At 29.5% G+C, this 25,657-nt stretch carries 25 protein-coding genes and 1 other RNA gene; 18 read left to right on the top strand and 8 right to left on the bottom strand.

The window, feature by feature from the left end:
- Positions 1-9: 9 nt before the first annotated feature.
- On the top strand, positions 10-765 hold the full coding sequence (locus ACYPV9_RS06925; RefSeq protein WP_459742562.1) for a glycosyltransferase family 2 protein: 756 nt from the start codon (positions 10-12) through the stop codon (positions 763-765).
- Here the strand turns inward: ACYPV9_RS06925 and ACYPV9_RS06920 are convergent.
- Together ACYPV9_RS06920 and ACYPV9_RS06915 are read right to left on the bottom strand one after the other, a co-directional pair.
- A complete protein-coding gene (locus ACYPV9_RS06920) occupies positions 762-1,508 on the bottom strand; it encodes a glycosyltransferase family 25 protein (RefSeq protein ID WP_459742560.1) in 747 nt (248 codons plus the stop codon). The two genes, ACYPV9_RS06925 and ACYPV9_RS06920, sit on opposite strands and share 4 nt — an antisense overlap.
- On the bottom strand, positions 1,505-2,308 hold the full coding sequence (locus ACYPV9_RS06915) for an alpha-1,2-fucosyltransferase (protein WP_459742558.1): 804 nt from the start codon (positions 2,306-2,308) through the stop codon (positions 1,505-1,507). Before ACYPV9_RS06915 ends, ACYPV9_RS06920 begins: the two co-directional genes overlap by 4 nt.
- A gap of 133 nt (positions 2,309-2,441) precedes the next feature.
- On the opposite strand from ACYPV9_RS06915, the gene ACYPV9_RS06910 reads away from it, so the two are divergent.
- Both ACYPV9_RS06910 and ACYPV9_RS06905 read left to right on the top strand, forming a co-directional pair.
- Entirely contained in the window at positions 2,442-3,857 is a 1,416-nt protein-coding gene (locus ACYPV9_RS06910) for a CCA tRNA nucleotidyltransferase (protein ID WP_459742556.1), read from the top strand.
- Between the two features lie 4 nt (positions 3,858-3,861).
- Positions 3,862-4,629 carry a DUF1647 domain-containing protein gene (locus ACYPV9_RS06905; RefSeq protein WP_459742554.1) on the top strand — a complete coding sequence of 256 codons (768 nt, stop codon included), beginning with the start codon at positions 3,862-3,864 and terminating at the stop codon, positions 4,627-4,629.
- On the opposite strand, the gene ACYPV9_RS06900 is transcribed toward ACYPV9_RS06905, so the two are convergent.
- Genes ACYPV9_RS06900 through ACYPV9_RS06885 form a run of 4 tightly spaced genes read right to left on the bottom strand, consistent with a single transcriptional unit; the run spans position 4,630 to position 9,746 of the window.
- Positions 4,630-6,459, bottom strand: a complete 1,830-nt coding sequence (locus ACYPV9_RS06900) for an ABC transporter ATP-binding protein (protein ID WP_459742552.1) — start codon at positions 6,457-6,459, stop codon at positions 4,630-4,632.
- Entirely contained in the window at positions 6,459-8,174 is a 1,716-nt protein-coding gene (locus ACYPV9_RS06895; protein ID WP_459742549.1) for a phospho-sugar mutase, read from the bottom strand. The genes ACYPV9_RS06900 and ACYPV9_RS06895 overlap by 1 nt, the downstream gene beginning before the upstream one ends.
- A gap of 42 nt (positions 8,175-8,216) precedes the next feature.
- Positions 8,217-9,173: a glycosyltransferase family 2 protein gene (locus ACYPV9_RS06890; RefSeq protein ID WP_459742547.1), complete on the bottom strand. Its 957-nt coding sequence runs from the start codon at positions 9,171-9,173 to the stop codon at positions 8,217-8,219.
- Between the two features lie 51 nt (positions 9,174-9,224).
- Positions 9,225-9,746 (bottom strand): DUF4199 domain-containing protein, encoded by a 522-nt coding sequence (locus ACYPV9_RS06885; protein ID WP_459742545.1) that lies wholly within the window; start codon positions 9,744-9,746, stop codon positions 9,225-9,227.
- A gap of 178 nt (positions 9,747-9,924) precedes the next feature.
- Between ACYPV9_RS06885 and ffs the strand changes: the two genes are divergently transcribed.
- The 5 genes from ffs (at position 9,925) to ACYPV9_RS06860 (ending at position 14,078) form a co-directional block, all read left to right on the top strand.
- Positions 9,925-10,023, top strand: an RNA gene (ffs, locus tag ACYPV9_RS06880) — signal recognition particle sRNA small type.
- A gap of 147 nt (positions 10,024-10,170) precedes the next feature.
- Complete coding sequence (locus tag ACYPV9_RS06875; RefSeq protein WP_079736869.1) at positions 10,171-10,974, top strand: SDR family oxidoreductase; 804 nt, start codon at positions 10,171-10,173, stop codon at positions 10,972-10,974.
- Between the two features lie 194 nt (positions 10,975-11,168).
- A complete protein-coding gene (fsa, locus tag ACYPV9_RS06870; protein WP_299059404.1) occupies positions 11,169-11,822 on the top strand; it encodes a fructose-6-phosphate aldolase in 654 nt (217 codons plus the stop codon).
- A gap of 121 nt (positions 11,823-11,943) precedes the next feature.
- Complete coding sequence (gene menD, locus ACYPV9_RS06865; RefSeq protein ID WP_459742542.1) at positions 11,944-13,626, top strand: 2-succinyl-5-enolpyruvyl-6-hydroxy-3-cyclohexene-1-carboxylic-acid synthase; 1,683 nt, start codon at positions 11,944-11,946, stop codon at positions 13,624-13,626.
- Positions 13,626-14,078, top strand: coding sequence for a S1 RNA-binding domain-containing protein (locus tag ACYPV9_RS06860; RefSeq protein WP_299059408.1), 453 nt, complete (start codon positions 13,626-13,628; stop codon positions 14,076-14,078). Before menD ends, ACYPV9_RS06860 begins: the two co-directional genes overlap by 1 nt.
- Before the next feature lies 1 nt (position 14,079).
- Here the strand turns inward: ACYPV9_RS06860 and ACYPV9_RS06855 are convergent, their stop codons facing one another.
- Positions 14,080-15,240, bottom strand: coding sequence for an alpha/beta hydrolase-fold protein (locus tag ACYPV9_RS06855; protein ID WP_299059411.1), 1,161 nt, complete (start codon positions 15,238-15,240; stop codon positions 14,080-14,082).
- Between the two features lie 66 nt (positions 15,241-15,306).
- Between ACYPV9_RS06855 and ACYPV9_RS06850 the strand changes: the two genes are divergently transcribed.
- The 8 genes from ACYPV9_RS06850 to ftsY all read left to right on the top strand — a co-directional run bounded on the left by ACYPV9_RS06850 (position 15,307) and on the right by ftsY (position 21,284).
- Positions 15,307-16,146, top strand: a complete 840-nt coding sequence (locus tag ACYPV9_RS06850) for a 1,4-dihydroxy-2-naphthoyl-CoA synthase (protein ID WP_299059413.1) — start codon at positions 15,307-15,309, stop codon at positions 16,144-16,146.
- 80 nt (positions 16,147-16,226) lie between these two features.
- Positions 16,227-17,096, top strand: coding sequence for a formyltetrahydrofolate deformylase (purU, locus tag ACYPV9_RS06845; RefSeq protein WP_299059415.1), 870 nt, complete (start codon positions 16,227-16,229; stop codon positions 17,094-17,096).
- Positions 17,097-17,157: 61 nt separating this feature from the next.
- Positions 17,158-17,766 carry a fumarylacetoacetate hydrolase family protein gene (locus tag ACYPV9_RS06840; RefSeq protein ID WP_459742539.1) on the top strand — a complete coding sequence of 203 codons (609 nt, stop codon included), beginning with the start codon at positions 17,158-17,160 and terminating at the stop codon, positions 17,764-17,766.
- Positions 17,767-18,082: 316 nt separating this feature from the next.
- Complete coding sequence (locus tag ACYPV9_RS06835) at positions 18,083-19,324, top strand: competence/damage-inducible protein A (RefSeq protein WP_459742537.1); 1,242 nt, start codon at positions 18,083-18,085, stop codon at positions 19,322-19,324.
- Positions 19,325-19,412: 88 nt separating this feature from the next.
- On the top strand, positions 19,413-19,652 hold the full coding sequence (rpmB, locus tag ACYPV9_RS06830; protein WP_077809621.1) for a 50S ribosomal protein L28: 240 nt from the start codon (positions 19,413-19,415) through the stop codon (positions 19,650-19,652).
- Between the two features lie 27 nt (positions 19,653-19,679).
- Positions 19,680-19,862 carry a 50S ribosomal protein L33 gene (gene rpmG / locus ACYPV9_RS06825; RefSeq protein ID WP_077809620.1) on the top strand — a complete coding sequence of 61 codons (183 nt, stop codon included), beginning with the start codon at positions 19,680-19,682 and terminating at the stop codon, positions 19,860-19,862.
- Positions 19,863-19,915: 53 nt separating this feature from the next.
- Positions 19,916-20,068 (top strand): DUF4295 domain-containing protein, encoded by a 153-nt coding sequence (locus ACYPV9_RS06820; protein ID WP_077809619.1) that lies wholly within the window; start codon positions 19,916-19,918, stop codon positions 20,066-20,068.
- A gap of 241 nt (positions 20,069-20,309) precedes the next feature.
- Positions 20,310-21,284, top strand: a complete 975-nt coding sequence (gene ftsY / locus ACYPV9_RS06815) for a signal recognition particle-docking protein FtsY (protein ID WP_299059427.1) — start codon at positions 20,310-20,312, stop codon at positions 21,282-21,284.
- Between the two features lie 60 nt (positions 21,285-21,344).
- Here ftsY and ACYPV9_RS06810 read toward each other — a convergent pair whose 3' ends face one another.
- Positions 21,345-22,412, bottom strand: a complete 1,068-nt coding sequence (locus ACYPV9_RS06810; RefSeq protein ID WP_459742533.1) for a serine hydrolase domain-containing protein — start codon at positions 22,410-22,412, stop codon at positions 21,345-21,347.
- Positions 22,413-22,487: 75 nt separating this feature from the next.
- Between ACYPV9_RS06810 and ACYPV9_RS06805 the strand changes: the two genes are divergently transcribed.
- Together ACYPV9_RS06805 and rimO are read left to right on the top strand one after the other, a co-directional pair.
- Positions 22,488-24,137: an amidase family protein gene (locus tag ACYPV9_RS06805; RefSeq protein WP_459742531.1), complete on the top strand. Its 1,650-nt coding sequence runs from the start codon at positions 22,488-22,490 to the stop codon at positions 24,135-24,137.
- A gap of 123 nt (positions 24,138-24,260) precedes the next feature.
- Complete coding sequence (gene rimO / locus ACYPV9_RS06800) at positions 24,261-25,613, top strand: 30S ribosomal protein S12 methylthiotransferase RimO (protein WP_299059433.1); 1,353 nt, start codon at positions 24,261-24,263, stop codon at positions 25,611-25,613.
- The last annotated feature ends 44 nt before the right edge of the window (positions 25,614-25,657 follow it).

The following is a 25,657-nucleotide window of genomic DNA, read 5'->3' as shown; positions in this document are numbered from 1 at the left end:
TAAAATGCTATGACAAAAATATCGGCAATAATACCTACACTTAATGAAGAGATTCATATTGCAGATGCAATTAAATCTGTAAGTTTTGCAGACGAAATTATTGTTATAGATTCTTATAGTACAGATAATACTTTAGAAATAGCCGAAAAGCTAAATGTAAAAATCATCAAACGAAAGTTTGATGATTTTTCATCTCAAAAAAACTTTGCTATCCAGCAAGCAGCTTATAATTGGATTTATATTCTAGATGCAGATGAGCGTGTTACAGAAAGTGTAAAACAAGAAATTTTAGAAGCTGTTAAAAATCCCCTTAACTTTGTTGGGTTTTATGTTCGTAGAAGTTTCTATTTTGCAAATCAAAAAGTAAATTATAGTGGTTGGCAAAGAGATAAGGTAGTTCGATTGTTTTTAAAAGATAAATGTTATTACAGAGGAGTAGTTCATGAAACTATTGTTTCTAAAGGAGAATTAGGTTTTCTTAAAAATAAAATTGATCATTTTGGTTATAGAAATTACAATCATTTTATTTCTAAAATAAATCATTATTCGATTTTAAAAGCTCAAGAACTTCACAAACAAGGTAAAAAAGTAAATGCCTATCATTTATTAATTAAGCCAACTGCCAGGTTTTTTATACATTATATAATCCGCTTAGGTTTTTTAGACGGATTAACGGGGTTAATTTTATCAAAAATACTAGCGTATTCTGTTTTTACTAGGTATATAAAGTTGTGGCTATTAAATAAAGGTATTGAAGAAAATTAATTGCTCTTATAAAAAATAATATTCCTGAAAAATCTATAGTTTTTATAAGATAAAAATGCAATTAGTTGCCAAACGGGTCTTACAATTTCTCTTAAAATTTTTTTAAATTTTGGCATACTTTTTTGCTGAATAGTTGTGCCACCTATATTTTTATCATTACTACTAACATAACTTTTCAAAGTAGTGTAAACTGTTACTTTGTGTTTAAAAACATCTTGTTTTAAAACATCTATTGGAGCATAATATGTAGTTAAGTTTTTAGATAATAATTTAGCAGCATCTTTACCTATTATTTGTCCCGTTGTTTGTAAAGCAGGTATTACAAATTTGTTTAACAGTCCTTTACTTTCTATAGATAAAAAACCTTTTCTACCTGCAATATCAATAAAATCTTTATTCGTGGTAGAAGTTAATATTTTTTCTAAATCATCAAAAAAATCTTCAGTAAGTAATGCATCATCTTCTAAAATAATTGCAAAATCTTCTTTTTGGTTGGCTACAATATCCCAAAGGTCAAAGTACGTTTTTGTTAAACCTATTTCGCCATCGTTTAAATACGGATAATGAGTAAGTATATTGTGTTGTTTTTTTGCTTTTTCTAAAAACGTTTTAGGCAATTCTTTACCGTAAACTGCCGTCATTCTGGTTAAAGGAATATTCAATTTTTTAAATTGATTTTCCATAAAATTTCTTCTTTCTAAACTTTTATCTAGATTTATGTAGTAAACTTTATAAGACATCATATTTTTATCCAATTTTGGCAAGCAATTTCATTTACTTTATTAACAAACCATTTTTCTGGTGCAATAACCGTTTTGCCTTTATTATTGTTTAACCAAGCTGCCCACCAAGAAAAACTACTATTTGCTGTAATGTTATGACTACATAAACTCATTAAATAAATGTCTTCATGTGGTAAACATTTATGATTTATATAAACAGCGTTTTGAATAACTAAATTCTCTTTTGTCCAGTTGATGTCATCAGAAAAAACAAAGAAAGAAACTTTAGAGTACTTTTTATTGATAATTTTTATGGCTTCGTTATAATATCTTATACTACAAGTACCGTGAATTGTATTCGATTTTAAATTAGTTACATAATCACCTCGTCTAATATGCAAAGAACAGCTAATTTCTGATTTTAAAATTTCGGTTTTGTAAAGTTTAGTAGAGTTAGAAAGTTCTTCTTTAAGTACAAATTGATGCACTAATTCGCTTCTAATATCAGAAAAATATTTTTCTGTCTGAAAATATCCTTTTAAATATTCGTTTCCTTTTAGGTTAGTTAAGTTTTTATCGAATAATAAATTTTTCTCTTTTAGGTTTTTAAAAGGATTTATTTTTGATAAAATTACATCTAAAGCACTTGCAGTTTTTAAATCAATTTTATATTTATCTAGCTGATAGCCGCCATGTAATTTGTATTTTTTTATTTTTGAGAGATCTAGTTGTACCTTATAACCTTTCATTTCAAGCGATTTAGCATACGCATATTGAAACATTTGGTTTCCTAATCCGCCAAGTATTCTAACAATAATCATGGTTAATTTTAAATAAAAAAAGGTAATTTTTTATGCAATAAGCAAAAGTACAAATGTTATTACAATTTTCTTTGATTAATTTACTGTTTAAAAGCTTAGAAAATAATAAATTTGCGAACACTTTTAAAGAAATATGAAGTATACAGAAGCAATCTCATCAGAAATTTTTAATATTATATCTAAGGCATCAAAAGAGTTACAAGTAGATAGTTACGTAATTGGTGGTTTTGTTAGAGACTTTTTTTTAAAAAGAGGTACAGCAAAAGATATTGATGTAGTTGCCATAGGTAGTGGTATCGATTTGGCTTTAAAAGTTTCTAGCTTATTACCTAAAAAACCAAAGGTACAAGTTTTTAAAACCTACGGAACCGCAATGTTACGTTTTAAAGATCTAGAAATTGAGTTTGTAGGCGCCAGAAAAGAGTCTTATACAGAAGAAAGTAGAAATCCAGAAGTTACCGAAGGTAGTTTACAAGACGATCAAAATAGAAGAGATTTTACTATAAATGCATTAGCATTAAGTTTAAATGAATCGAACTTTGGAGAATTATTAGATCCTTTTAATGGTATTGAAGATTTAGAAAAAGGTATTATTAAAACTCCTTTAAATCCAGATATTACATATTCTGATGATCCATTGCGAATGATGCGTGCAATTCGATTTGCAACACAATTAAATTTTAAAATTGAACATGATTCTTTATCAGCAATAACAAAAAATGCAGATCGATTACATATAATTACAAGAGAACGAATTGTTGACGAGTTGAATAAGATTATGTCTTCTTCAAAGCCATCAGTTGGTTTTTTATTACTTGAAAAAACAAAATTGTTAAAGCAAATTTTACCAGAATTAATTGCTCTTAAAGGGGTAGAAGAGGTAGAAGGACAAAAACATAAAGACAATTTTTATCATACTTTAGAAGTGGTTGATAACATTTCTGAAAATACAGATGATGTTTGGCTTCGTTGGGCAGCTTTGTTACATGATATCGGAAAAGCACCAACAAAAAGATTTAGTAAAAAAGTTGGTTGGACATTTCATTCGCATGAATTTGTAGGTTCTAAAATGGTTCAAAAAATCTTTAAAAGATTAAAAATGCCATTAAACAATAAAATGAAATTTGTAAAAAAAATGGTAATGCTTAGTTCTAGACCTATTGTTTTAGCAAGCGATGTTACAGATTCTGCAGTGAGACGATTAGTTTTTGATGCAGGAGACGATATCAATGATTTAATGACGCTTTGTGAAGCAGATATTACTACTAAAAACCCTAAGAAGTTTAAAAGGTATCATAGTAATTTTGAAGTTGTAAGAGCTAAAATTAAAGAAGTAGAAGAAAGAGATCGAGTTCGTAACTTTCAGCCACCAATATCTGGTGAAGAAATTATCGAAGCTTTTAATCTTCAACCATGTAGGGAAATTGGGCAAATTAAGGAGGCAATAAAAGAAGCTATTTTAGACGGTAAAATACCTAATGAACACGATGCTTGTTATGAATTTATGATCGAAAAAGGAAAAGAATTGGGTTTAACACTTTCAGAATAAATTAATGAAATTACTTACAGAAATAAGAACCTTATTTTTAGATCTTAGACTTTTTTTTATTGATAGCAAACAAGATTTAGTTATAGTAACAGGTTCTGATAGTTCTCATTTTAAAAGCCTTTATCAGCTTTTAGAAAGTTTAAAAGTTCATGAAAACAATACAAAAACTATAATTTATAATCTTGGTTTAACTTCTGATGAGGTTTTAAAAATAAAATTGAACTTTAAAAACTTCGAATTAAGAGATTTTGATTATGATAAGTATCCAAAATATTTTAATGTGAAAGTAAATGCTGGTGAATATGCTTGGAAACCTGTAATTATTGATGCCGTTTTAAATGAATTTAAAACATCTGTATGTTGGTTAGACGGCGGTAATAAAGTTGTTAAACCATTAATTTCTCTTAGAAAGATAATAGAATTGTATGGTTTTTATTCACCTTTTTCTAAAGGTATAGTTTCTGAATGGACGCATGAAAAATCTTTAGATTGTTTGGGTATTTCTAATGATTCTAAAATATTAAATCAACGAAATTTAAACGGTGCATGTGTTGCTGCTAATTATAATAATGTAGCTGCAAGAAATGTAATTAAAAAATGGAGCGACTGTGCAAAAAATAAAGCATGTATTGCTCCAGAGGGCAGTAGTAGGTTAAATCATAGGCAAGATCAAGCAATATTATCTGTACTAGTTTACAAAAATATGTTTAAAATTGGAAAAAAAATGGTGTATAGAAAATTCGGATTTAAAACACACCAAGATATCGATTAACTAAGATAAGCTTTGCATGGTTACTAATTTAAAGTATTCTCCTTTTTGAGCTAATAACTCTTCATGTTTACCTTGTTCTACAATTTCACCTTTTTTAAGTACCACAATTTTATCTGCCTTTTGAATTGTAGATAATCTATGTGCAATTACTAAAGACGTTCTGTTTTGCATCATTTTCTCTAAAGCTAATTGCACTAGTTGTTCAGATTCTGTGTCTAGGGCAGAAGTAGCTTCATCTAAAATCATTATTGGTGGATTTTTTAAAACTGCTCTAGCTATAGACAAACGCTGTTTTTGTCCGCCAGAAAGCGTATTACCGCTATCACCAATATTTGTATTATATTTTTCTGGTAAATTCTGAATAAATTCATCTGCATTTGCAATTTTTGCAGCTTCTAATATTGCGGAATCAGTAGCTCCTTGAGTTCCTAATTTTATATTATTCGCAATTGTATCATTAAAAAGAATTGAATCTTGAGAAACAATTCCCATTAAATCTCTCAAAGATTTTTTTGTGATATTTTTAATGTTGTTATTATCTAATAAAACTTCACCGTTATTTACATCGTAAAAACGAGTTATTAAATTGGCTAATGTAGATTTTCCGCTACCAGATTGCCCAACCAAAGCAACAGTTTCTCCTTTATTGATTGTTAAAGAGAAATCTTTTAAAACATAATCATCTTTATATTTAAATGAAATATTTTTAAATTCTATTTCTGAAGAAAATTCATTTTTTTGTAGAGCATTTGGTATGTCTTTTATACTATTTTCGGTATTTAAAACAGACATAATTCTTTCTGCCGAAGCTTCTCCTTTTTGAATGTTATAAAAAGTGGTTGTAATTAACTTTATAGGATTTAAAACTGTGTAAAATAATACAATGTATCCCATAAATTCATCAGGTTTTAGAGAACTTTTATTTGATAAAACCTCTGTACCACCATACCAAAGAATTGCAATTATTGTTGCAGATCCTAAAAATTCGCTCATAGGAGATGCCAATGTTTGTCTATGAATTACATTGGTCATTAAATCTTTAAACTTTAAAGTTGAATTTTTAAATTTATTAGCAATTACGCTTTCTGCATTAAAACCTTTTATAATTCTTAAACCCGTTAATGTTTCTTCTATAAATGATAAAAAATTACCAGTTTCTTTTTGAGCTTTAATAGAATTTGCTTTTAATTTTTTACTGATTGATGAAATTATAAAACCAGAAACTGGTAATAAAATAAATACAAATAAGGTTAATTTAACGCTCATAAAAAGCATTAAAGAAATAGCAATAATAACAGTTAAAGGTTCTCTAACAATTGTTTCTATAGATGTTAAAATTGAATTTTCTACCTCTTGAACATCAGAAGTCATTCGAGCAATAATGTCTCCTTTTCTTTTTTCTGAAAAATATGCAACAGGTAACTCTACAATTTTATGATATAAATTGTCTCTTAAATCTTTTACAACACCAGTTCTTAAAAAAGTAATAACATATGATGCTAAGTATCGAAATAAGTTTTTTAGAAAAAACAAAGAAATAGCCAAAAGGCAAATAAAAACTAATGTTTTTATATTGCCTTCGTTTTCTATTTTTTCTGAAATAAAATGATAGAAACTTTCTTTTAAAAAGTCTCCAATTTTAGTAATTCCTTGGTAAGTAGGTTTTTTTACAACTTCTTTATTTGTACTAAAAAGTATACCTAAAACCGGAATAAATGCTAATACAGAAAGTACATTAAAAATAGCATAAAGTATATTGAAAAGTATATTTAAAACGGTAAATTTTCTATACTTCTTTTCGTATTTTAAAATGTCTTTAAAATATCCCATTAACTCAATTTCATTTCTTTAATAATTCGTTGAATTTTAGCATCCAATTCAGCTTCTACTTTCTCTGCATTTTCTTTAGCATCTAAAGCAGAGTTTACACTAAAATAAAATTTAATTTTAGGCTCTGTACCACTTGGTCTAGCTGCAATTCTTGTTCCGTTTGCAGTTTGATAGATCAATACATTAGATTTTGGTAAGTCTATCGTAGAAACTTCACCAGTAATTAAGTTCTTTTTAGTAGATGCTTGATAATCTGATAATGATTCTACTTTTTCACCATCAATATTTGTCAACGGATTGTTACGCATATCACTTAACATTTGTTGAATTTCTGCAGCACCATCCATTCCTTTTTTAACAATCGAAATTAAATGTTCTTTGTAAAATTTATTATCAACATATATTTTTAGTAATTCTTCGTAGAAAGAACTTCCGTTTTGTTTTGCATAAGCAGCAACTTCACAAGCTAGTAAAGTAGCAGTAACAGCATCTTTATCTCTTACAAAACCACCAACCATATAACCAAAACTTTCTTCTCCTCCGCCAATAAAGTCTAGTTCTGGAAAATCTTTCACCATTTTGGCAATCCATTTAAAACCTGTTAAACCAATTTTAGTTTCAACATTATAATTTGCAGCTACGTTGTTAACCAATTCAGTAGAAACTATAGTAGAACCTACAAATTGCTTACCGTTCATTTTACCTTCTTCTTTCCATTTCTTTAAAAGGAATTCAGTCATTAAAACCATAGTTTGGTTACCATTTAATAACTTCATTTTGCCGTTGGTATCTCTAACTGCAACACCTAATCTGTCACAATCAGGATCTGTACCAATAACAATATCAGCATCTATCTTATTAGCCAAATCTGTAGCCATTTTTAACGCTTCTGGTTCTTCTGGGTTCGGAGATTTTACCGTTGGAAAATCGCCATTAGGAACTCTTTGTTCTTCTACGATATGAACATCTGTATACCCTGCTTTAGCCAAAGCATCTGGCACAGATACAATAGAAGTACCGTGTAAAGAAGTAAAAACAATTTTTAAATTATCTCTATTGATATTCTCTGCTAATGAGCCATTTTTTACTGATGCTTCAATAAAAACATCGTCAACATTTTTACCAATTGTTTCAATTAAATCTTCGTTAGCATCAAAATTAATTTCAGAAAAATTTAATGCATTTACTTTATTAATAATTCCACCGTCATGCGGAGGTACTATTTGTCCTCCATCTGCCCAATATACTTTGTAGCCGTTATATTCTGGCGGATTGTGAGATGCTGTTAGTACTATACCAGCGTCACAACCTAAATGTCTTACGGCAAATGATAATTCTGGTGTAGGCCTTAAATCTTCGAATAAGAAAACTTTTATATTATTTGCAGATAAAACATCTGATACGATTTTAGCAAATTTCTTACTATTATGTCTACAATCGTATGCAATTACTACTTTTATTTGTTCTTTATTTACGTTTTCAATTAAGTAATTAGACAAACCTTGTGTTGCTCTACCTAATGTATATTTGTTTATTCTATTGGTTCCTGCGCCCATTACACCACGCATTCCACCAGTACCAAACTCCATGTCTTTGTAAAAACTATCAGTTAATTCAGATGAGTTTTCACTAATTAATTTCTGAATTTGATCTTGTGTTTCTTTATCGAATGTAGGTGTTAACCATTGTTTTGCTTTTTCTAATATTTCGCTCATTTTGGTTTGATTTTTAATTGATACTTAATTACAAATATACAGTTAGAAATTTAGTTTTTCTTTAATTGAGTAGTGTTTTTCGTTGGTTTTGGTTTTTATAATAAGTTCACCTATAAAACCAGCTAAAAATAATAAGGTTCCTAAAACCATAGAGGTAAGGGCAATATAAAACCAAGGATTATCTGTTACTAAGATGGTTTTAATGCCATTAAAAACTTTATATAGTTTAACTGCACCAATATAAAATGCGGTTGTTGTACCAAATAAAAACATAAAAGTTCCCCAAAGACCAAAAAAGTGCATTGGTCTTTTGCCGAATTTAGACAGGAATGAGATTGTAATTAAATCTAAAAATCCGTTAACAAATCTGTCCATTCCAAACTTTGTTTCTCCGTATTTTCTTGCTTGGTGTTGTACAACTTTTTCTCCAATTTTTGTAAAACCTTCATTTTTAGCTAAAACAGGAATGTATCTGTGCATTTCTCCGCTAACTTTTACCGATTTAATAACTTCATTCTTATAGGCTTTTAATCCACAATTAAAATCGTGTAATTTTAAGCCAGATGTTTTTCTTGCAGCAGCATTAAAAAGTTTTGAAGGAATATTTTTAGTAACAACGTTATCGTAACGTTTCTTTTTCCACCCAGAAATTAGGTCGAAATCTTCTTTAATTATAAGATTATATAATTCTGGTATTTCTTCTGGATTGTCTTGTAAATCAGCATCCATAGTAATTACAACAGCACCCTTTGCCAATTCAAAACCAGCGTCTAAAGCCTGAGATTTTCCATAATTTTTTTGAAAACGAATTCCTTTAACAGGTTCGTGTTCTTTGGCTAGTTTTTCTATAGTTTTCCAAGAAGCATCTGTACTACCATCATCAATAAAAATTACTTCATATAAATAACAATTGGATTGCATAACTTTTGCAATCCAATTGTATAATTCATCTAAAGATTCTTCTTCGTTAAGAAGTGGTATTACTACCGAAATATCCATATTTAATATATAATGTTATAAGTTGTAAAATTAAACTTATAAATTTAAAATTTAGTAAGTTTCTTCTGCAGATTTTTTCATGATTGCTGCAGCAATTGCAGATACTATAAAACCACATATTGCATAACTTACGATGCCTAATGCAGCCATAATAAATGGTCCTTTAAAAGATTCTCCCATGGCATTTGCAGCTTCAATTTGCTCTTCTGTCATACCTTGATCTAAGAGAGCTTGGTTTTGAATTTCTGTCATTTGATTCATGAAATCTGGTTCTATAAAATTCATGAAGATGTAGTTATATATCACCACAATTAATCCGCCTAAAACGGCAACACCTACACCAACTTTAACGCCTTGTCCCCAAGACATAAAACCACCGTTTGCTGCTTTAAATTGTTTAATACCAAGAATTAAAGCTCCTATAAAAATTACTGCATTTATAATACCAGCAGACCAATGTGGCTTTAAGTGATTACCAGTAGCATATAATACTAAAGAGAATATTACACTTACAACACCTAGTATTACACCGTTGTTTACTATAAAACCTTTACTGTTTGCTTGATTGTCCATTTGTTTTTTTGATTAGTTAGTTATACAAATATATTCATTTCGATGAGATAGCATAAATTTTTAATTTTTTTTTATATTTCTATCGCAACAATATATTAGTATTCAGTAATTTAAAAATGTTACAAAAAAATTAATAAAATTTTAATTGTTTTAATCAAAATAGATTGTAAATTTGCATCGGCAAGTTCTACACAACTAGCTCCCTTTGAATCCTCCAGGGCGGGAACGCAGCAAAGGTATTAGGTTGTAGCGGTGTGATGTAGGTAGCTTGCCATTTTTTGTACCCGATAGTTTCGTAGAAATACTTCTTTTAACTTTACACAATTACTTTTCTAATTTTTAGATTGCTTGGTTTACTTTTTAGATATTTGCAGCAAATTAAAAGATTACTTTTAAGAATGTAATCTGTTGTAAGTATTAAAATATGTCTAAAATAGTATTAGTTACCGGTGCATCTTCTGGTATTGGTAAAGCAATTGCTACTTTTTTATCCGAAAAAGGTTATAAAGTTTATGGTACAAGTAGAAACCCAAAAAATGAGCAAGATTTTTCTTTTGAATTAATTGCTTTGGATGTTTTAAAAATTGAAACGATAAAAACGGCAGTTTCTAGTATCATAGAAAAAGAAGGCAGAATAGATATTTTAGTAAATAATGCTGGTATTGGTGTTACAGGTCCGATAGAAGAAACGCCAACAGATGAAATGCGAAACGCTTTTAACACAAATTTCTTTGGTGCTATCGATGTAATTAAAACAGTTTTACCTTTTATGCGTAAGCAAAAATATGGTGTTATTATTAACACAACTTCGATTGCTGGTTATATGGGGTTACCGTTTAGAGGTATTTATTCGTCGTCTAAAGGTGCATTAGAATTGGTAACCGAAGCGACAAGAATGGAGGTAAAAAGATTCGGAATTAATATTGTAAATGTTGCACCAGGAGATTTTGCAACAGATATAATTTCTAGAAGATACCATACGCCACTTTTTAAAGATTCTGTATACAAAGAAAATTACAAAGCCAATTTAGATTTAATGGATGCGCATGTTGACACAGGTAAAGATCCTATAGAAATGGCTAAAAAAGTGTATAAAATTATCAATACCAAAAATCCTAAAATTCATTATAAAGTGGGCGGAACGTTAGAGAAATTCTCTATTGTTTTAAAACGAATTTTACCAGATACTTGGTTTGAAAAATTATTAATGAATCATTATAAATTATAACACTACTGTTTATAACTAGTAATAAAATATAGTTTTTGATTTCACATAAATTATTTACAACTAACTATATTTGCGTTAGGGATTGGAGCTTTGTTTGAGCTCTTTTGTGAAGGATGAACAAAAAGCGAGTGCGGAAAGCCCGCTCGAACGCCCAAAAAAAAAATAAGAACACAACTAAAATAAAATAAATACAAATGAAATTTTTTATTGACACAGCAAATTTAGAGCAAATTAAAGAAGCGCAGGCTTTAGGTATTTTAGACGGAGTTACTACAAACCCATCTTTAATGGCTAAAGAAGGAATTACAGGTGAAGAAAACATTATTAATCATTACAAAGAAATTTGTGAGTTGGTAGATGGTGATGTTTCTGCAGAAGTTATTTCTACAGATTTCGATGGAATGGTGAAAGAAGGTGAAGCTTTGGCTGCTTTAAATCCGCAGATTGTGGTTAAATTACCAATGATAAAAGATGGTGTAAAAGCGTGTAAATATTTTTCTTCTAAAGGAATTAAAACAAATGTAACTTTAGTTTTTTCTGCAGGACAAGCTTTATTGGCGGCAAAAGCAGGTGCAACTTACGTTTCGCCATTTATTGGTAGATTAGATGATATTTCTACAGATGGTTTAAACTTAATTGCAGAGATTCGTCATATATATGATAATTATGGTTTTGAAACAGAAATTTTAGCGGCATCTGTACGTCACACAATGCATATTATAGATTGTGCAAAATTAGGTTCTGATGTAATGACGGGTCCTTTAAGCGCAATCGAAGGGTTGTTAAGACATCCATTAACAGATAGTGGTTTAGCTAAGTTTTTAGCAGATTACCAAAAAGGAAACTAATCAGTATAGTTGATTTTACATAAAACTAGTCAGAAAGTAGAAAAGTTATTTTTACTTTCTGGCTTTTTTGTCTTTAATAACTTCTGTACTTCGTAACTTTGCCACTTTGTAATTTATAGTAATGTATCCAAAAAAAGAACTCGCACAAATTGTAATATCTGCATGTACTCAATTCGAAATTGATACTGTTGTTATATCACCAGGTTCAAGAAACGCACCATTAACAGTTGGTTTTTCTAATCATAAAGAAATCGAAACGTTAAGTGTTGTAGATGAACGTTGTGCTGCTTTTTTTGCTTTAGGTATTGCGCAGCAAACTCAAAAACCTGTAGCAGTTTTATGTACATCGGGTTCTGCGTTACTAAATTATTATCCGGCAATTGCAGAAGCTTTTTATAGCAATATACCGCTAGTTGTAATATCTGCGGATAGGCCAAAACACTTAATTGATATTGGTGACGGACAAACGATTCGTCAAGAAAATGTTTTTGACAATCATATTTTATTTTCTGCAAATTTAATAGAGAATGAAAAGTTTAAAACTAGAAACTCTCAGTTGATTGGAGAAGCGTTACAAACTGCAGTTTCTAAACAAGGACCGGTTCATATAAATGTGCCATTTGATGAACCTTTGTACGAAACTGTTCCTGAATTACAAGAGTACCATTTTCCGCATATTTCTATGAGTTCTTTAGATAATTCTCATATTAATTATGATAATTTATCGAGTATTTGGAATGCTGCAGAGAAGAAAATGATTTTAGTTGGTGTTAGTTATCCTGATGAGGAATTACATCAATTAATAGATTTGTATGCAGATGACGATTCGGTTTTGATCTTTACAGAGACAACTTCTAATTTACATCATAATAAAGCTGTAAATTCTATTGATCAATTGATATTTTCTTTGGATGAAAATCAGTTTGAAAATTTAAAACCAGAAGTTTTAATTACGTTTGGGGGCATGATTGTTTCTAAAAGAATTAAACAGTTTTTAAGAAAATATCAACCAAAACATCATTGGAACATCGATGCTAAAAAAGCAACGAATACTTTTTTCTGTTTATCAGAATTTATACAAACACAACCCGTAGATTTTTTTAAGAATTTTAACAACTTGGTGGTTAAAAAAGAAAGTAATTATCAAGACGAATGGTTAACAATTAGAGATAAAAGAAGAGAAAAGCATAGAGTTTTTTTAGCAGAAACGGTACATTCAGATTTTAAAGTTTTTGAACAGGTTTTAGCTGATTTACCAAATAATTGTCAACTTCAAATTAGCAACAGTTCTATTATTAGATATGCACAATTATTTTCTATTGATAAAAGTAACACAGTTTTTTGTAATAGAGGTACAAGTGGTATAGATGGTAGTACTTCTACAGCAGTTGGTGCTGCTTTTGCAAATAAAAATCAGACTGTTTTTATTACAGGAGATTTAAGTTTTTTCTATGATTCTAATGCGCTTTGGAATAAAAATATACCAAGTAATTTCAGAATTATTTTAATTAATAATTCTGGTGGCGGAATTTTTAAAATCATTCCGGGACCAAAAACTACCAACGCAACAAAATATTTTGAAACACCACATTGCTTAACTGCAGAGCATTTATGTAAAATGTATAATTTCGAGTATTTAAAAGCTTTTTCTACAGAAACTGTTGCGAAACAATTAAAAGGCTTTTTTGATGAAAATGCAGAAAAAATTTCGGCACAGTCACAAAAACCAAAAATTTTAGAAATCTTTACACCGAGTAAAGAAAATGATTTAATTTTAAAAGAATATTTTAAATATATAAAATAATGGAATCACAAGAAGATACACACGAAGGAGAAATGAATTTGAAAGAAGGTGAAAAAGTAAACCTTGTAATAGAAACCGAAACAGGTTTAGGATATACCGTTTTAATTAACGAAGAATATGATGGTTTGCTTTTTAGAAGTGAAGTTTTTCAGGATTTAGAAGAAAACATGGAAGTTGTTGGTTATATAAAACAGATTCGTGAAGATGGTAAAATTGATGTTTCTTTAAGACCACAAGGTTTTAGAAATGTAATAGATTCTGATGTTGAAAAAGTTTTAGAAAAGCTAAAAAGTAGTAGAGAAGGCTTTTTATTGTTAACAGATAAAAGCTCGCCAGATTCTATTCGTTTTCATATGAAAATGAGTAAAAAAGCATTTAAAAAAGCAGTTGGTAACCTTTATAGACAGAAATTAATTGTAATTAAAGAAGACCGTATAGAATTGGTTAAATAATTTATTGACCGCCTAATCTTAATACATTTTCATAAAACGCATCTGCATTAGGATCTGCCGGATCCATTTTACCATAACCTATTTTATAATGGTATAATGCTTTCTTAATATTTTTACCTTCTTCATAATAACGACCAATGTAATAGTTGCCTAAAGGTGAAGAAGGAAAAAGTTTTAAAATCATTTTTCCGAAGTTTAATAATTGATCTCCGTTTTCTTTTTCGATTACTATTTTTTCTACAGCAAAAACATCTTGTTCTCTAATACCTAAGTTGCTTCCAAATAAAAACTCGATGTCTAAATATTTATTTTCTAAGTATGTTATTGCGTCTATTGGCGACAAATCTTTAATGTTTTTATCAAATTCTTCTTTTGAAATTGCAGAATAAATTTCAAAAACTTTTGTAAAGGCTCTCGGGATTGCCTCAGAAATTGCAGAAATACTACTGTTAGTGTTAATTGTATCGTTTATGATATTAAAGTTCTTAATTTCTAAGCTAGAAAGCCCTGATTGTAATTGAGTAATTTTAGTCTGCTTGTTTGTTGAAAAAGAGTTGGAGTTATTTGTATAGAAGTAAAAAGTATTGTCTTCTTTTTCTAAACCCGGTAAATTGTAGTTTTGTAATTGTGTGCCTATAAAATCAGAAAAAGTAGGATTTATACATACGTATGCATTTATAATTGGTGTTTGTTCAGATAAAAAATTTGTTGCTAAGTTTGCTGAAGTTCCTTCTGCTATTATCGAAATAAAAGGTGATGTTTTGTAATTACTTTCTATCTCGAAGATTACCTCGTTTCTTAAAAATTGATAGAACTTTTTATTATCAACAGTTAAATTACCATTATTTCTATTAAAATACGTGTCTTTTTTTCTTGTGGATGCCATTTTGACACCAACAATTATTTGTTTTGGTGCTTTGTCTTTGGCTGCAAAAAGTACAGCGTTGCCAACATAAGCGTCAAACAGGTATTCGGCATCTAAAACAATTGCTAAAGGATAATTTTTCTCTTCCTTTTCATCATATCCTTCAGGTAAATAAATTTTAATTTCTCTCTTATCATCAACATAATCAGAATTGATAGTTTTGGTAAGAATTTTCTGAGAAAAAATATAAATTGAAAAAAATAAGAATATTAATAGCGGTGATTTCTTAATCATCATTTAGAATGTTTATTTTTGTAGATAAGAATCTTTTGTTCTCTTTTAGAACGTCTAAAATACAAAAATATGATACAACCCGAGTGGAAAACTGTTAAAGAATACGAAGATATTACCTATAAGAAATGCAACGGTGTTGCAAGAATTGCGTTTAATAGACCAAATGTAAGAAACGCATTTAGACCTAAAACTACCAAAGAATTGTACGATGCATTTTATGATGCTGGCGAAGATACAAGTATTGGTGTTGTTTTATTATCTGCAGAAGGCCCAAGTACAAAAGATGGTGTTTATTCTTTTTGTTCTGGCGGAGATCAAAAAGCACGCGGACATCAAGGTTATGTTGGTGAAGATGGTTATCACAGGTTAAATATATTAGAAGTACAACGCTTAATTCGTTTTATGCCAAAAGCGGTAATTTGTGTTGTACCAGGTTGGGCAGTTGGTGGCGGACATAGTTTACATGTTGTTTGCGATTTAACTTTAGCATCTAAAGAACATGCAATTTTTAAACAAACAGATGCAGATGTAACTTCTTTTGATGGTGGTTATGGTTCTGCTTATTTAGCAAAAATGGTAGGTCAGAAAAAAGCTAGAGAAATTTTCTTTTTAGGTAGAAATTATTCTGCGCAAGAAGCTTATGAAATGGGAATGGTAAATGCTGTAATACCGCATGATGAATTAGAAGATACGGCATATCAATGGGCGCAAGAAATTTTAGAGAAATCACCTACTTCTATAAAAATGCTAAAATTTGCAATGAATTTAACTGATGATGGTATGGTTGGACAACAAGTTTTTGCAGGAGAAGCTACACGATTGGCATACATGACAGATGAAGCAAAAGAAGGAAGAGATGCATTTCTTGAAAAAAGAAAACCTAACTTTCCTAAAAAATGGATACCATAGCCAATTATTAATTATTAGAATATAGAATTGCGATTTGTTTAAATTCGTAATTTGATATGAATATGTTACAATAAATTACGATGAAACCACAAATAGTTACATTCCTTATAAAATGTCCAGATCAAAAAGGGTTATTGGCAAAAATTACCAATTTCTTTTATGAACGCTCTTTTAATATTGTTAGTTGTCAGCAATATGTAAACGCAATAGAGAATACATATTTTATGAGAATTCGTCTAGATGCTGAAGGTGCAGAGATTTCTAGAACTGTTTTAGAAAATAGTTTCACAGAATTATCAAAACCTTTACAAATAGATTGGTCTGTAAATTATAGTGATGACAAAAAAAACGTAGCAATTATGGTTTCTCATACAAGCCATAATTTATATGATTTATTGTCTAGAAATAAAGAAGGTTTGTTAGATTGTAATGTAAAGTTGGTTATCAGTAATCATAATAAATTAAGGTATATAGCAGAAATGTTCAATGTTCCTTATTATTATTTGCCAGTTACAAAAGATACAAAAGAAGCGCAAGAGGCTCAGGTTATGCAGTTATTAGATGAAAATGAAATCGATTTAACAATAATGGCGCGTTATATGCAAATTCTGTCTTCTAACTTTATCAATAAATATCCAGAGAAAATTATTAATATTCACCATTCTTTTTTACCTGCGTTTCAAGGAGCAAATCCTTACAAAAAAGCGTATGAAAGAGGTGTGAAATTAATAGGAGCAACAGCACATTATGCTACAGAAGATTTAGATGAAGGACCAATTATTGAACAAGATGTAGAACCTGTAACACATGAAAGTACGCCATTAACTTTAAAAAGAATTGGTGCAGATATAGAGAAGTTGGTTTTAGCAAGAGCAGTTAAAAATCATTTAAATAATCAAATAATAGTTTCTGGAAATAGGGCTATTGTTTTTCCGGAAGCAGGAGAATAATTTTTAATTATGAATCATCTATTACGGATTTAATATTCGTAATTAAAATTAGTAATTGAGTATGAAAATAATTTGTATTGGGCGCAATTACGCAAAACATATAGAAGAGTTGGCGAATGAAAGACCAGAAAACCCTGTTGTTTTTTTAAAACCAGATTCGGCAATTTTACCTAGAAAAAATCCTTTTTTTATTCCGCCTTTTTCTAATGATGTGCATTATGAAGTAGAGGTTTTAGTTAAGATAAATAAAGTAGGGAAACATATAGATACTAAGTTTGCTCATAAATATTACGATGAAATTGGTTTAGGAATTGATTTAACCGCCAGAGATGTGCAAGCTAAATGTAAAGAAAAAGGATTGCCTTGGGAAAAGGCAAAAGCTTTTGATGGCAGTGCAGTTGTTGGAGAGTTTTATCCGAAGGAAAACTTTGATTTAGAAAACTTGAATTTTCAATTGTACAAAAATGATGTAATTGTACAAGATGGAAATACAAATGCAATGCTGTGGAAAATTGATGAGTTAATTGCATATGTCTCTCAATATTTTACCTTAAAAAAAGGAGACATTATTTATACAGGTACACCAGCAGGTGTTGGCAAAGTTGTCGAAAACGATACTTTAAAAGGTATAATAGAAGGTAAAGAAGCATTTAATATTAGAGTAAAATAAAGTTGATTAATTTTGTTTTTCAAATAATAGCTTCCATATTTATTGGTGTTTGTTATACTTATTTGGCAAAACGCTATCAAAAAAATCAAGTAATTTATTTTTTTATCGGTTTTATTATATCCATAGTAATACGATTAATTTATTTATTAGTTTATGGGTTTTTTAAAGATTTTAAAATTACTCAAGAGTATAATTATAACAAGAATTTATCTGTGTTATTAAGTATTATTATTCCGTATATTTTATTTATGATTTTAAGAAAAAGACTCGCAAATAATAACGGAAACGATACAGATATAAATGATATAGGCAAAGAATGAACGCAGAAATTATAACAATAGGAGATGAGATTTTAATTGGTCAAATTGTAGATACAAATTCTCAATTTATTGGTCAGCAATTAAATAAAATAGGAGTTTCTGTTTATCAAGTAACGTCTATTCAAGATGATAGGCAGCATATTTTAAATGCTTTAAAAGAAGCGCAAGAAAGAGTAGATATTGTTATTTTAACAGGCGGTTTGGGGCCAACAAAAGATGATATCACAAAAAAAACTATTGCAACTTACTTTAACGATAATGAGGTTATAGAGTATCCAGAAGTAATTGCACACATAAAAGCACTCTTTAAAAAAATAAACCACCCATTTAAAGAAATTCAAAAAACACAAGCGCAGTTACCTTCTAAAGCAACTCTGTTAATGAATACATTTGGTACAGCACCCGGAATGTGGTTTTACGAAAATGAAACAGTTTTTGTATCCCTACCAGGTGTTCCTTATGAGATGAAAGGATTGATTACAAATGAAGTTTTACCAAGGATTCAAAATCAATTTAAATTACCTTTCATAATTCATAAAACAATTATGACTTATGGAGCCGGAGAAAGTACTATCGCAGAAACCCTAGAGCATTTTGAAGACAATTTACCAAGTTTTATAAAGTTGGCATATTTACCTTCTTTTGGTAAAGTTCGTTTACGTTTAACGGCAAAAGGTTCCGATAGAGAACTTTTAGAAAAAGAATTAACATCTAAAGTAGATCAAGTTTATAAATTAATTCCAGAATTTATCACTGGTCTAGACGATGATAATTCTTTAGAAAAGCGAGTAGGAGAGCTGCTAACCAAAAATAAAAAAACATTAGCCACTGCAGAAAGTTTAACTGGAGGTAAAATTGCAGCTACTTTGGTAGCGGTTCCTGGTTCGTCTTCATATTATAAAGGAAGTATTGTTGCATACTCGGCAGAAGCTAAAATACATTTGTTAGATGTTTCTGCAGAAACTATAAAAGAACATTCTGTAGTAAGTAAACAGGTTGCTTTGGCAATGGCTAAAGGCGTAAAAAATAAATTAAAAACAGATTATGCAATTGCCGTTACAGGTAATGCAGGTCCTTTGCGAGACAAGACAGATAAAAGTGTTGGAGTTGTATTTGTTGCTTTTGTGTCTGATAATGAAGAGTTTGTAAAAGAGTTCGATTTTGGGCAACCAAGAGAAAAGGTTATTAATAGAACAGTAAGTAAAGCATTAGAAATTCTTCAGAAAGAAATTCTTTAAAATTTTGTAAAATTATTTTGCTCAAAACTAGATTTATTTGTAAATTTGCACCTCGTTTAGAGATAACACTAATAAAACTGTCGAAAAGATGTCTAGAGTTTGTGAATTAACAGGAAAAAAAGCAATGGTTGGGAACAATGTTTCTCACGCTTTAAATAGAACTAAGAGAAAGTTTGACGCTAATCTAATGACAAAGCGTTTTTACATTCCAGAAGAAGATAAATGGATTACTTTAAAAGTATCTGCATCTGCTTTAAAAAATATTAACAAGAAAGGAATTTCTGCAGTTATAAAAGAAGCAAGAGCTAACGGTTTTTTAACTAAATAAGTTTAAGCAGATTAAAATTATACAGAGATGGCAAAAAAAGGTAACAGAGTTCAAGTAATTTTAGAATGTACAGAGCACAAAGCAACTGGTAAACCAGGTACTTCTAGATACATTACAACTAAGAACAAGAAAAACAGTCCTGATAGAATGGAGATTAAGAAATTTAACTCTATTTTAAATAAAATGACTGTTCACAAAGAAATTAAGTAATTTAAACATATCTAGAACTCAGAATAGAGCACATAGATAAAAAACATTAGACAATGGCAAAAAAAACAGTAGCATCGTTACAAACTTCATCAAAAAGATTAAGTAAAGCTATAAAGATGGTTAAATCTCCAAAGACAGGAGCTTACATGTTTGTAGAAAAGATCATGGATCCTTCTAAAGTAAACGACTTTTTAGCAAAAAAGTAATTTTTACTATATAAATATATCTAAACTACTTTCTAATTTTAGAAAGTAGTTTTTTTTGTGCCCTAATATTCCGTATTTTTGGGCGTTCCTTAAAAGGTCGCGCTTTCGGCAGTCGCTCTTTTCAAGGAGCTCCAACAAAGCCTCTATCGCTAACGCAAAAGGCTTTTTAAGTGACAATTTGACCAAACCCAACAAATGGCACGTTTTTTAACGTATTTTTTGTATAGATTAAAATATAAAAATGAGTTTTTTTAAAAAAATATTTTCAAAAGAAAAAAAAGAAACATTAGATAAAGGATTAGAAAAAACAAAAACTAATTTTTTTGATAAACTATCTAAAGCTGTAGCCGGTAAATCTAAAGTAGATGATGATGTTTTAGATAATTTAGAAGAGGTATTAGTTGCTTCTGATGTTGGTGTAAACACTACGTTAAAAATTATAGAACGAATTGAATCTAGAGTTGCTAAAGATAAATATGTTGGTACTGAAGAATTAAATAAAATTCTACGAGAAGAAATTGCTGGTTTATTATCAGAAACAAATCTTGGTAACGAAACAGAATTTAAAATACCAGCAATTCCAAAAGATGCAAATGGCAATAAAATGCCTTATGTATTAATGGTTGTAGGTGTAAATGGTGTTGGTAAAACTACTACAATTGGTAAATTGGCATCTCAATTTAAAAAACAAGGTTTAAAAGTTGTACTAGGCGCAGCAGATACTTTTAGAGCTGCAGCAATAGATCAATTACAAGTTTGGGCAGATAGAACAGATGTGCCAATTATAAGGCAAGAAATGGGGTCAGATCCAGCTTCAGTAGCTTTTGATACATTAACATCTGCTGTTAAACAAGATGCAGACGTTGTAATTATAGATACTGCAGGTCGTTTACATAATAAGATTAACTTAATGAACGAGTTAACTAAGATTAAAAGAGTAATGCAAAAAGTTGTTGCAGATGCACCACACGATGTATTACTTGTATTAGACGGTTCTACAGGGCAAAATGCATTTGAACAAGCAAAACAATTTACAAAAGCAACAGAGGTAACTTCTTTAGCCGTAACAAAGTTAGACGGAACAGCAAAAGGAGGAGTTGTTATTGGTATTTCTGATCAGTTTAAAATTCCTGTAAAATATATCGGAGTAGGAGAAGGTATCGAAGATTTACAAGTTTTTAATAAACACGAGTTTGTAGATTCTTTCTTTAAATAGGAAATTACATTTTAATAAAAAACAAAAAGTCTCTAATTTTAGAGACTTTTTTGTTTTTTATTAATTTATAAGAGTGTTTATTTTCTCCCATAAATTATTATCAAAATTAGAAAGCGCAAAATTAGAACTATCTGCTGATGCACCCATTCTAACAATTACAAGTTTTTTACTAGGTACAATATATATTTTTTGATCATTTTTACCGAGTGCACAAAATAAATCATCTGGAGCATTTGGTATTAAAGAACCACTAAACTTAAATTGACTTTGCGGCAATTGGTAACTAGTTTTTCCATTTACCCACCATAAGTATCCGTATGATTTGTTAATGTTTTGTGATGTATTTGTCGCTTTATTAATAAAGTCTTCAGAAACAATTTGTGTGTCATTCCACTTACCATTATTCTGTATTAATAATCCAAAGCGAGCCATACTTCTTGTAGAACTCCAGTAAACATTTAGGTTGTTTAGTTTTACCCAATAACCTGTCATACCTATTTTATCTTTTAAATTGTTTTCAAAATAATTTTCAAAAGTTTTTTTACTGGCTGCAGAAATTACATCTTGCATTTTTAAATACACGTTATGATATGCCCAACGACTATTTGCATCAGCAACATATTTTAAATTGTTAGGAGAAATGGAATCACCAAAACTATCATCTAAGCCAGAAGTCATATTTAATAAATTCTCGCAAGAAATTAAATTTTCTTTTTCAATGGGAATGCTCGTCCAGTTTTTATTAAGATAAGTACTAACTTTTTCATCTAAATTTATAAGATTATTGTCTTGAGCTATTCCGGCTACCGTTGCAGTAAGTGTTTTGCCTGCACTTGCCCAATACCAATTAGAGTTTACAGAATGATTGTTAAAATAGTTTTCTACTACAATTCTGCCATCATAAAGAATTATAAAACCTTTGGTGTTTTTTTCTTCTAAATAATCTAATAAAGGTTGTAGTTCTGCTGTATTCCAATTAAGTTCATTTAAAGAAATAGTATCCCAATTATCAGAATTATTATCAGGAAAATAAGTTTGATTTAAAGAATCGATTTGTTCTTCTAACATATTTTCTGAACTACAAGAAAAAAGTAGAATTCCTATAATAAACCAAATGCTAAGCTTCATATAAAACGTTTGTATTTAAGACTATCAAATTTTAAAATGGTTTAAAATTGTATATTTGAAAATATAGCTTAATTTATGAAAAAACTACTATTTATTTTATCAATCGGTCTATTATTATCTGCATGTGACAAGAATGCAGAAAAACAGCCTAATGTAATTTTTAAAAAATATGATGAGCAAGTTGCGTTAAAAGAGCAGCAAAATCATAAAAATAAAAGAATGCAATTTAAACTGTTTCAGTCTAAATATTTAGATATGAATTCTGTTTTTAAACCATTTGAAAACGATTTATCCACTTTTTCTGATGAGGAATATAATCGCTTAAAACCGTTTATTTTAGAAAAAGACATTCCAACATTACAGCAAAACATAAAAAAGGGTAAGCTTTCTTATGAAAAGCTAACACTTTTTTATTTATATAGAATTAGAAAGTTTGAAAGTGATTCTACTAAGTCATTAAATAGCATCATAAGTCTTAATTCTGATGTATTAAAAGAAGCAAGAGAAAAAGATCAAAATCAAGAGTCCATTTCTGAATTTTCTATGTTTGGTATGCCAATTCTTTTAAAAGATAACATTAATACAAAAGGTATGCCTACAACTGCGGGTGCAATTGCTTTAGCAGAAAATAAAAATACAGAAGATGCATTTATCGTTAAAAAATTAAAAGAAAAAGGAGCTTTAATCTTAGGAAAAGTAAATTTAAGTGAATGGGCTTATTTCTTTTGCTCTGGTTGTCCGTTAGGATATTCTGCTGTTGGTGGTCAAACCTTGAACCCTTATGGTAGAGGTCAATTTGAAACAGGAGGAAGTTCTGCAGGAAGTGGTGTTACAGTAGCCGCAAATTTTGCTGTTGCAGCTGTAGGAACAGAAACTGCGGGTTCTATAACCTCACCATCTAGTTTAAATTCTGTTGTAGGTTTAAAACCAACAATTGGTGTGTTAAGTAGATCAGGTATTGTACCAATTTCTTCAACATTAGATACACCTGGTCCAATGACAAAAAATGTTATTGATAATGCAATTTTTATGAATGCAATGTTAGGTTTTGATAAATTAGATTCTGCTTCTAAAACTGTTGATGAAGATTATTTTCAGAACGGATTTAAAAATAGTTTAGAAGGAAGAAAATTAGGTGTAATTAAAGGACTTTTATCAGATTCAATATATGCTTTAACTATAGAAAAATTAAGAAAAGTTGGTGTAGAAATTGAAGAAATTACTCCGCCAGAAATTTCATTTGATGGATTTACAACACTGTTAAATATAGATATGAAAGTAGATTTACCTAAGTATTTATCTATAAATGCAGATAAAAATATAATACATAAATCAGTAAAAGATGTTACTCTTTTTAATTTACAAGATAGTTTAATTAGAGCGCCTTATGGACAGCAGTTATTTGACGGTATTGTTAAAGATCAAACAACTTTAAGTGAATTATCAAAAATAAAAAAGCAATTAAATAATGAAGGTATTAAATATTTAAATGCATTAAAAGAGCAAAATTTAGACGCAATTTTATCTATTAACAACTATCATTCTGGTATTGCTGCAGTTGCTAAATACCCTACACTTACAGTACCTATGGGATATAAAGATAGTGGTGAACCAATAAGTTTAACCTTTATAGGCGTTCCTTTTTCAGAAAGAAAGCTTTTAGAAATTGGTTATGCATTTGAACAATTAACAAAAGTTAGAAAAATGCCTAAAAACTATCAATAGAAAGAATACCAATCATTTAAAAAGTACTATTTTTGCACTCGTTTTTATTTTTAAGTAAATAAAACAATTATAAATAAGATTTAAAGTTTTAAGTAAATAATACTTAGGCTAAAAGCTAGAAATATGCGTACAAAAACCATCAAAAAAAATAAGATTAATGTTGTTACTTTAGGTTGCTCCAAAAACGTTTACGATAGTGAAGTTTTAATGGGACAATTAAAAGCAAATGGAAAAGATGTTGTACATGAAGACCCAGAAGATGATGGAAACATTGTAGTAATTAATACGTGCGGTTTTATTGGTAAAGCAAAAGAAGAAAGTGTTGATACTATTTTGCATTATGCTAAAAGAAAAGAAGCCGGTGAAATAGATAAAGTCTTTGTTTCTGGATGTTTAAGTGAAAGATATAAACCAGATTTAGAAAATGAAATTCCGAATGTAGATCAATATTTTGGTACGCATGATTTACCAAACCTTTTAAAGGTTTTAGAAGCAGATTATAAGCACGAACTTATTGGTGAGCGTTTAACTACAACTCCTAAACATTATGCTTATTTAAAAATTGCAGAAGGTTGCGATAGACCATGTTCTTTTTGCGCGATTCCGTTAATGCGTGGTAAACATAAATCTACGCCAATAGAAGATATTGTTATAGAAGCTACAAAATTAGCCGAAAAAGGAATTAAAGAAATCATGCTAATAGCACAAGATTTAACTTATTATGGCTTAGATATCTATAAAAAAAGAGCTTTAGCAGAATTGTTAGAAGCTTTGGTAAAAGTAGACGGTATCGAGTGGATTCGTTTGCATTATGCTTTTCCTACAGGTTTTCCGATGGATGTTTTAGATGTAATGAAACGTGAACCTAAAGTTTGTAATTATTTAGATATTCCTTTACAACACATTAATACAGAGTTGTTAAAATCGATGAAAAGAGGAACAACTCATGAAAAAACTACGTCTTTAATTCATAAATTTAGAGAGGCGGTACCAGAAATGGCAATAAGAACAACTTTAATTGTTGGGTATCCTGGTGAAACTGAAGAAATGTTTCAAGAGTTAAAAGATTGGGTAGAAGAAATGCGTTTCGAGCGTTTAGGTGCTTTTGAATACTCTCATGAAGAAAATACAGGTGCGTATGTGTTAGAAGATGATGTGCCTGCTGATGTTAAATTTCAAAGAGTAAATGAAATAATGGAAGTTCAATCTCAGATTTCATGGGAATTGAATCAGCAAAAAATAGGAAAAACGTTTAGATGTTTATTTGATAGAAAAGACGGTGAGTATTTCTACGGAAGAACAGAATTTGATTCTCCTGACGTTGATAATGATGTAATTGTTGATGCAAAAGAACATTATATTAAAATAGGAGAATTTATTGATATAAAAATTCATGATGCAGGTGATTATGATTTATATGGTACACCAGTAAACAAAATAGAAAAACCTGTTCCTTTAAACCAAAAAAGGAAATAATTACATAATAAAAAAGGTCTTCAAAATGTTTGAAGACCTTTTTT

The sequence above is a fragment of the Polaribacter sp. OB-PA-B3 genome, from assembly GCF_054589375.1.
The sequence above is the reverse complement of the archived record's forward strand: the minus strand, read 5'-3'. Positions and strand labels throughout refer to the sequence as shown.

Coding starts and splice junctions, on each gene's coding strand:
- ACYPV9_RS06925 (WP_459742562.1), top strand. CDS start 10: ATGACAAAAATATCGGCAATAATACCTACACTTAATGAAGAGATTCAT.
- ACYPV9_RS06920 (WP_459742560.1), bottom strand. CDS start 1,508: ATGATGTCTTATAAAGTTTACTACATAAATCTAGATAAAAGTTTAGAA.
- ACYPV9_RS06915 (WP_459742558.1), bottom strand. CDS start 2,308: ATGATTATTGTTAGAATACTTGGCGGATTAGGAAACCAAATGTTTCAA.
- ACYPV9_RS06910 (WP_459742556.1), top strand. CDS start 2,442: ATGAAGTATACAGAAGCAATCTCATCAGAAATTTTTAATATTATATCT.
- ACYPV9_RS06905 (WP_459742554.1), top strand. CDS start 3,862: ATGAAATTACTTACAGAAATAAGAACCTTATTTTTAGATCTTAGACTT.
- ACYPV9_RS06900 (WP_459742552.1), bottom strand. CDS start 6,459: ATGGGATATTTTAAAGACATTTTAAAATACGAAAAGAAGTATAGAAAA.
- ACYPV9_RS06895 (WP_459742549.1), bottom strand. CDS start 8,174: ATGAGCGAAATATTAGAAAAAGCAAAACAATGGTTAACACCTACATTC.
- ACYPV9_RS06890 (WP_459742547.1), bottom strand. CDS start 9,173: ATGGATATTTCGGTAGTAATACCACTTCTTAACGAAGAAGAATCTTTA.
- ACYPV9_RS06885 (WP_459742545.1), bottom strand. CDS start 9,746: ATGGACAATCAAGCAAACAGTAAAGGTTTTATAGTAAACAACGGTGTA.
- ACYPV9_RS06875 (WP_079736869.1), top strand. CDS start 10,171: ATGTCTAAAATAGTATTAGTTACCGGTGCATCTTCTGGTATTGGTAAA.
- fsa (WP_299059404.1), top strand. CDS start 11,169: ATGAAATTTTTTATTGACACAGCAAATTTAGAGCAAATTAAAGAAGCG.
- menD (WP_459742542.1), top strand. CDS start 11,944: ATGTATCCAAAAAAAGAACTCGCACAAATTGTAATATCTGCATGTACT.
- ACYPV9_RS06860 (WP_299059408.1), top strand. CDS start 13,626: ATGGAATCACAAGAAGATACACACGAAGGAGAAATGAATTTGAAAGAA.
- ACYPV9_RS06855 (WP_299059411.1), bottom strand. CDS start 15,240: ATGATGATTAAGAAATCACCGCTATTAATATTCTTATTTTTTTCAATT.
- ACYPV9_RS06850 (WP_299059413.1), top strand. CDS start 15,307: ATGATACAACCCGAGTGGAAAACTGTTAAAGAATACGAAGATATTACC.
- purU (WP_299059415.1), top strand. CDS start 16,227: ATGAAACCACAAATAGTTACATTCCTTATAAAATGTCCAGATCAAAAA.
- ACYPV9_RS06840 (WP_459742539.1), top strand. CDS start 17,158: ATGAAAATAATTTGTATTGGGCGCAATTACGCAAAACATATAGAAGAG.
- ACYPV9_RS06835 (WP_459742537.1), top strand. CDS start 18,083: ATGAACGCAGAAATTATAACAATAGGAGATGAGATTTTAATTGGTCAA.
- rpmB (WP_077809621.1), top strand. CDS start 19,413: ATGTCTAGAGTTTGTGAATTAACAGGAAAAAAAGCAATGGTTGGGAAC.
- rpmG (WP_077809620.1), top strand. CDS start 19,680: ATGGCAAAAAAAGGTAACAGAGTTCAAGTAATTTTAGAATGTACAGAG.
- ACYPV9_RS06820 (WP_077809619.1), top strand. CDS start 19,916: ATGGCAAAAAAAACAGTAGCATCGTTACAAACTTCATCAAAAAGATTA.
- ftsY (WP_299059427.1), top strand. CDS start 20,310: ATGAGTTTTTTTAAAAAAATATTTTCAAAAGAAAAAAAAGAAACATTA.
- ACYPV9_RS06810 (WP_459742533.1), bottom strand. CDS start 22,412: ATGAAGCTTAGCATTTGGTTTATTATAGGAATTCTACTTTTTTCTTGT.
- ACYPV9_RS06805 (WP_459742531.1), top strand. CDS start 22,488: ATGAAAAAACTACTATTTATTTTATCAATCGGTCTATTATTATCTGCA.
- rimO (WP_299059433.1), top strand. CDS start 24,261: ATGCGTACAAAAACCATCAAAAAAAATAAGATTAATGTTGTTACTTTA.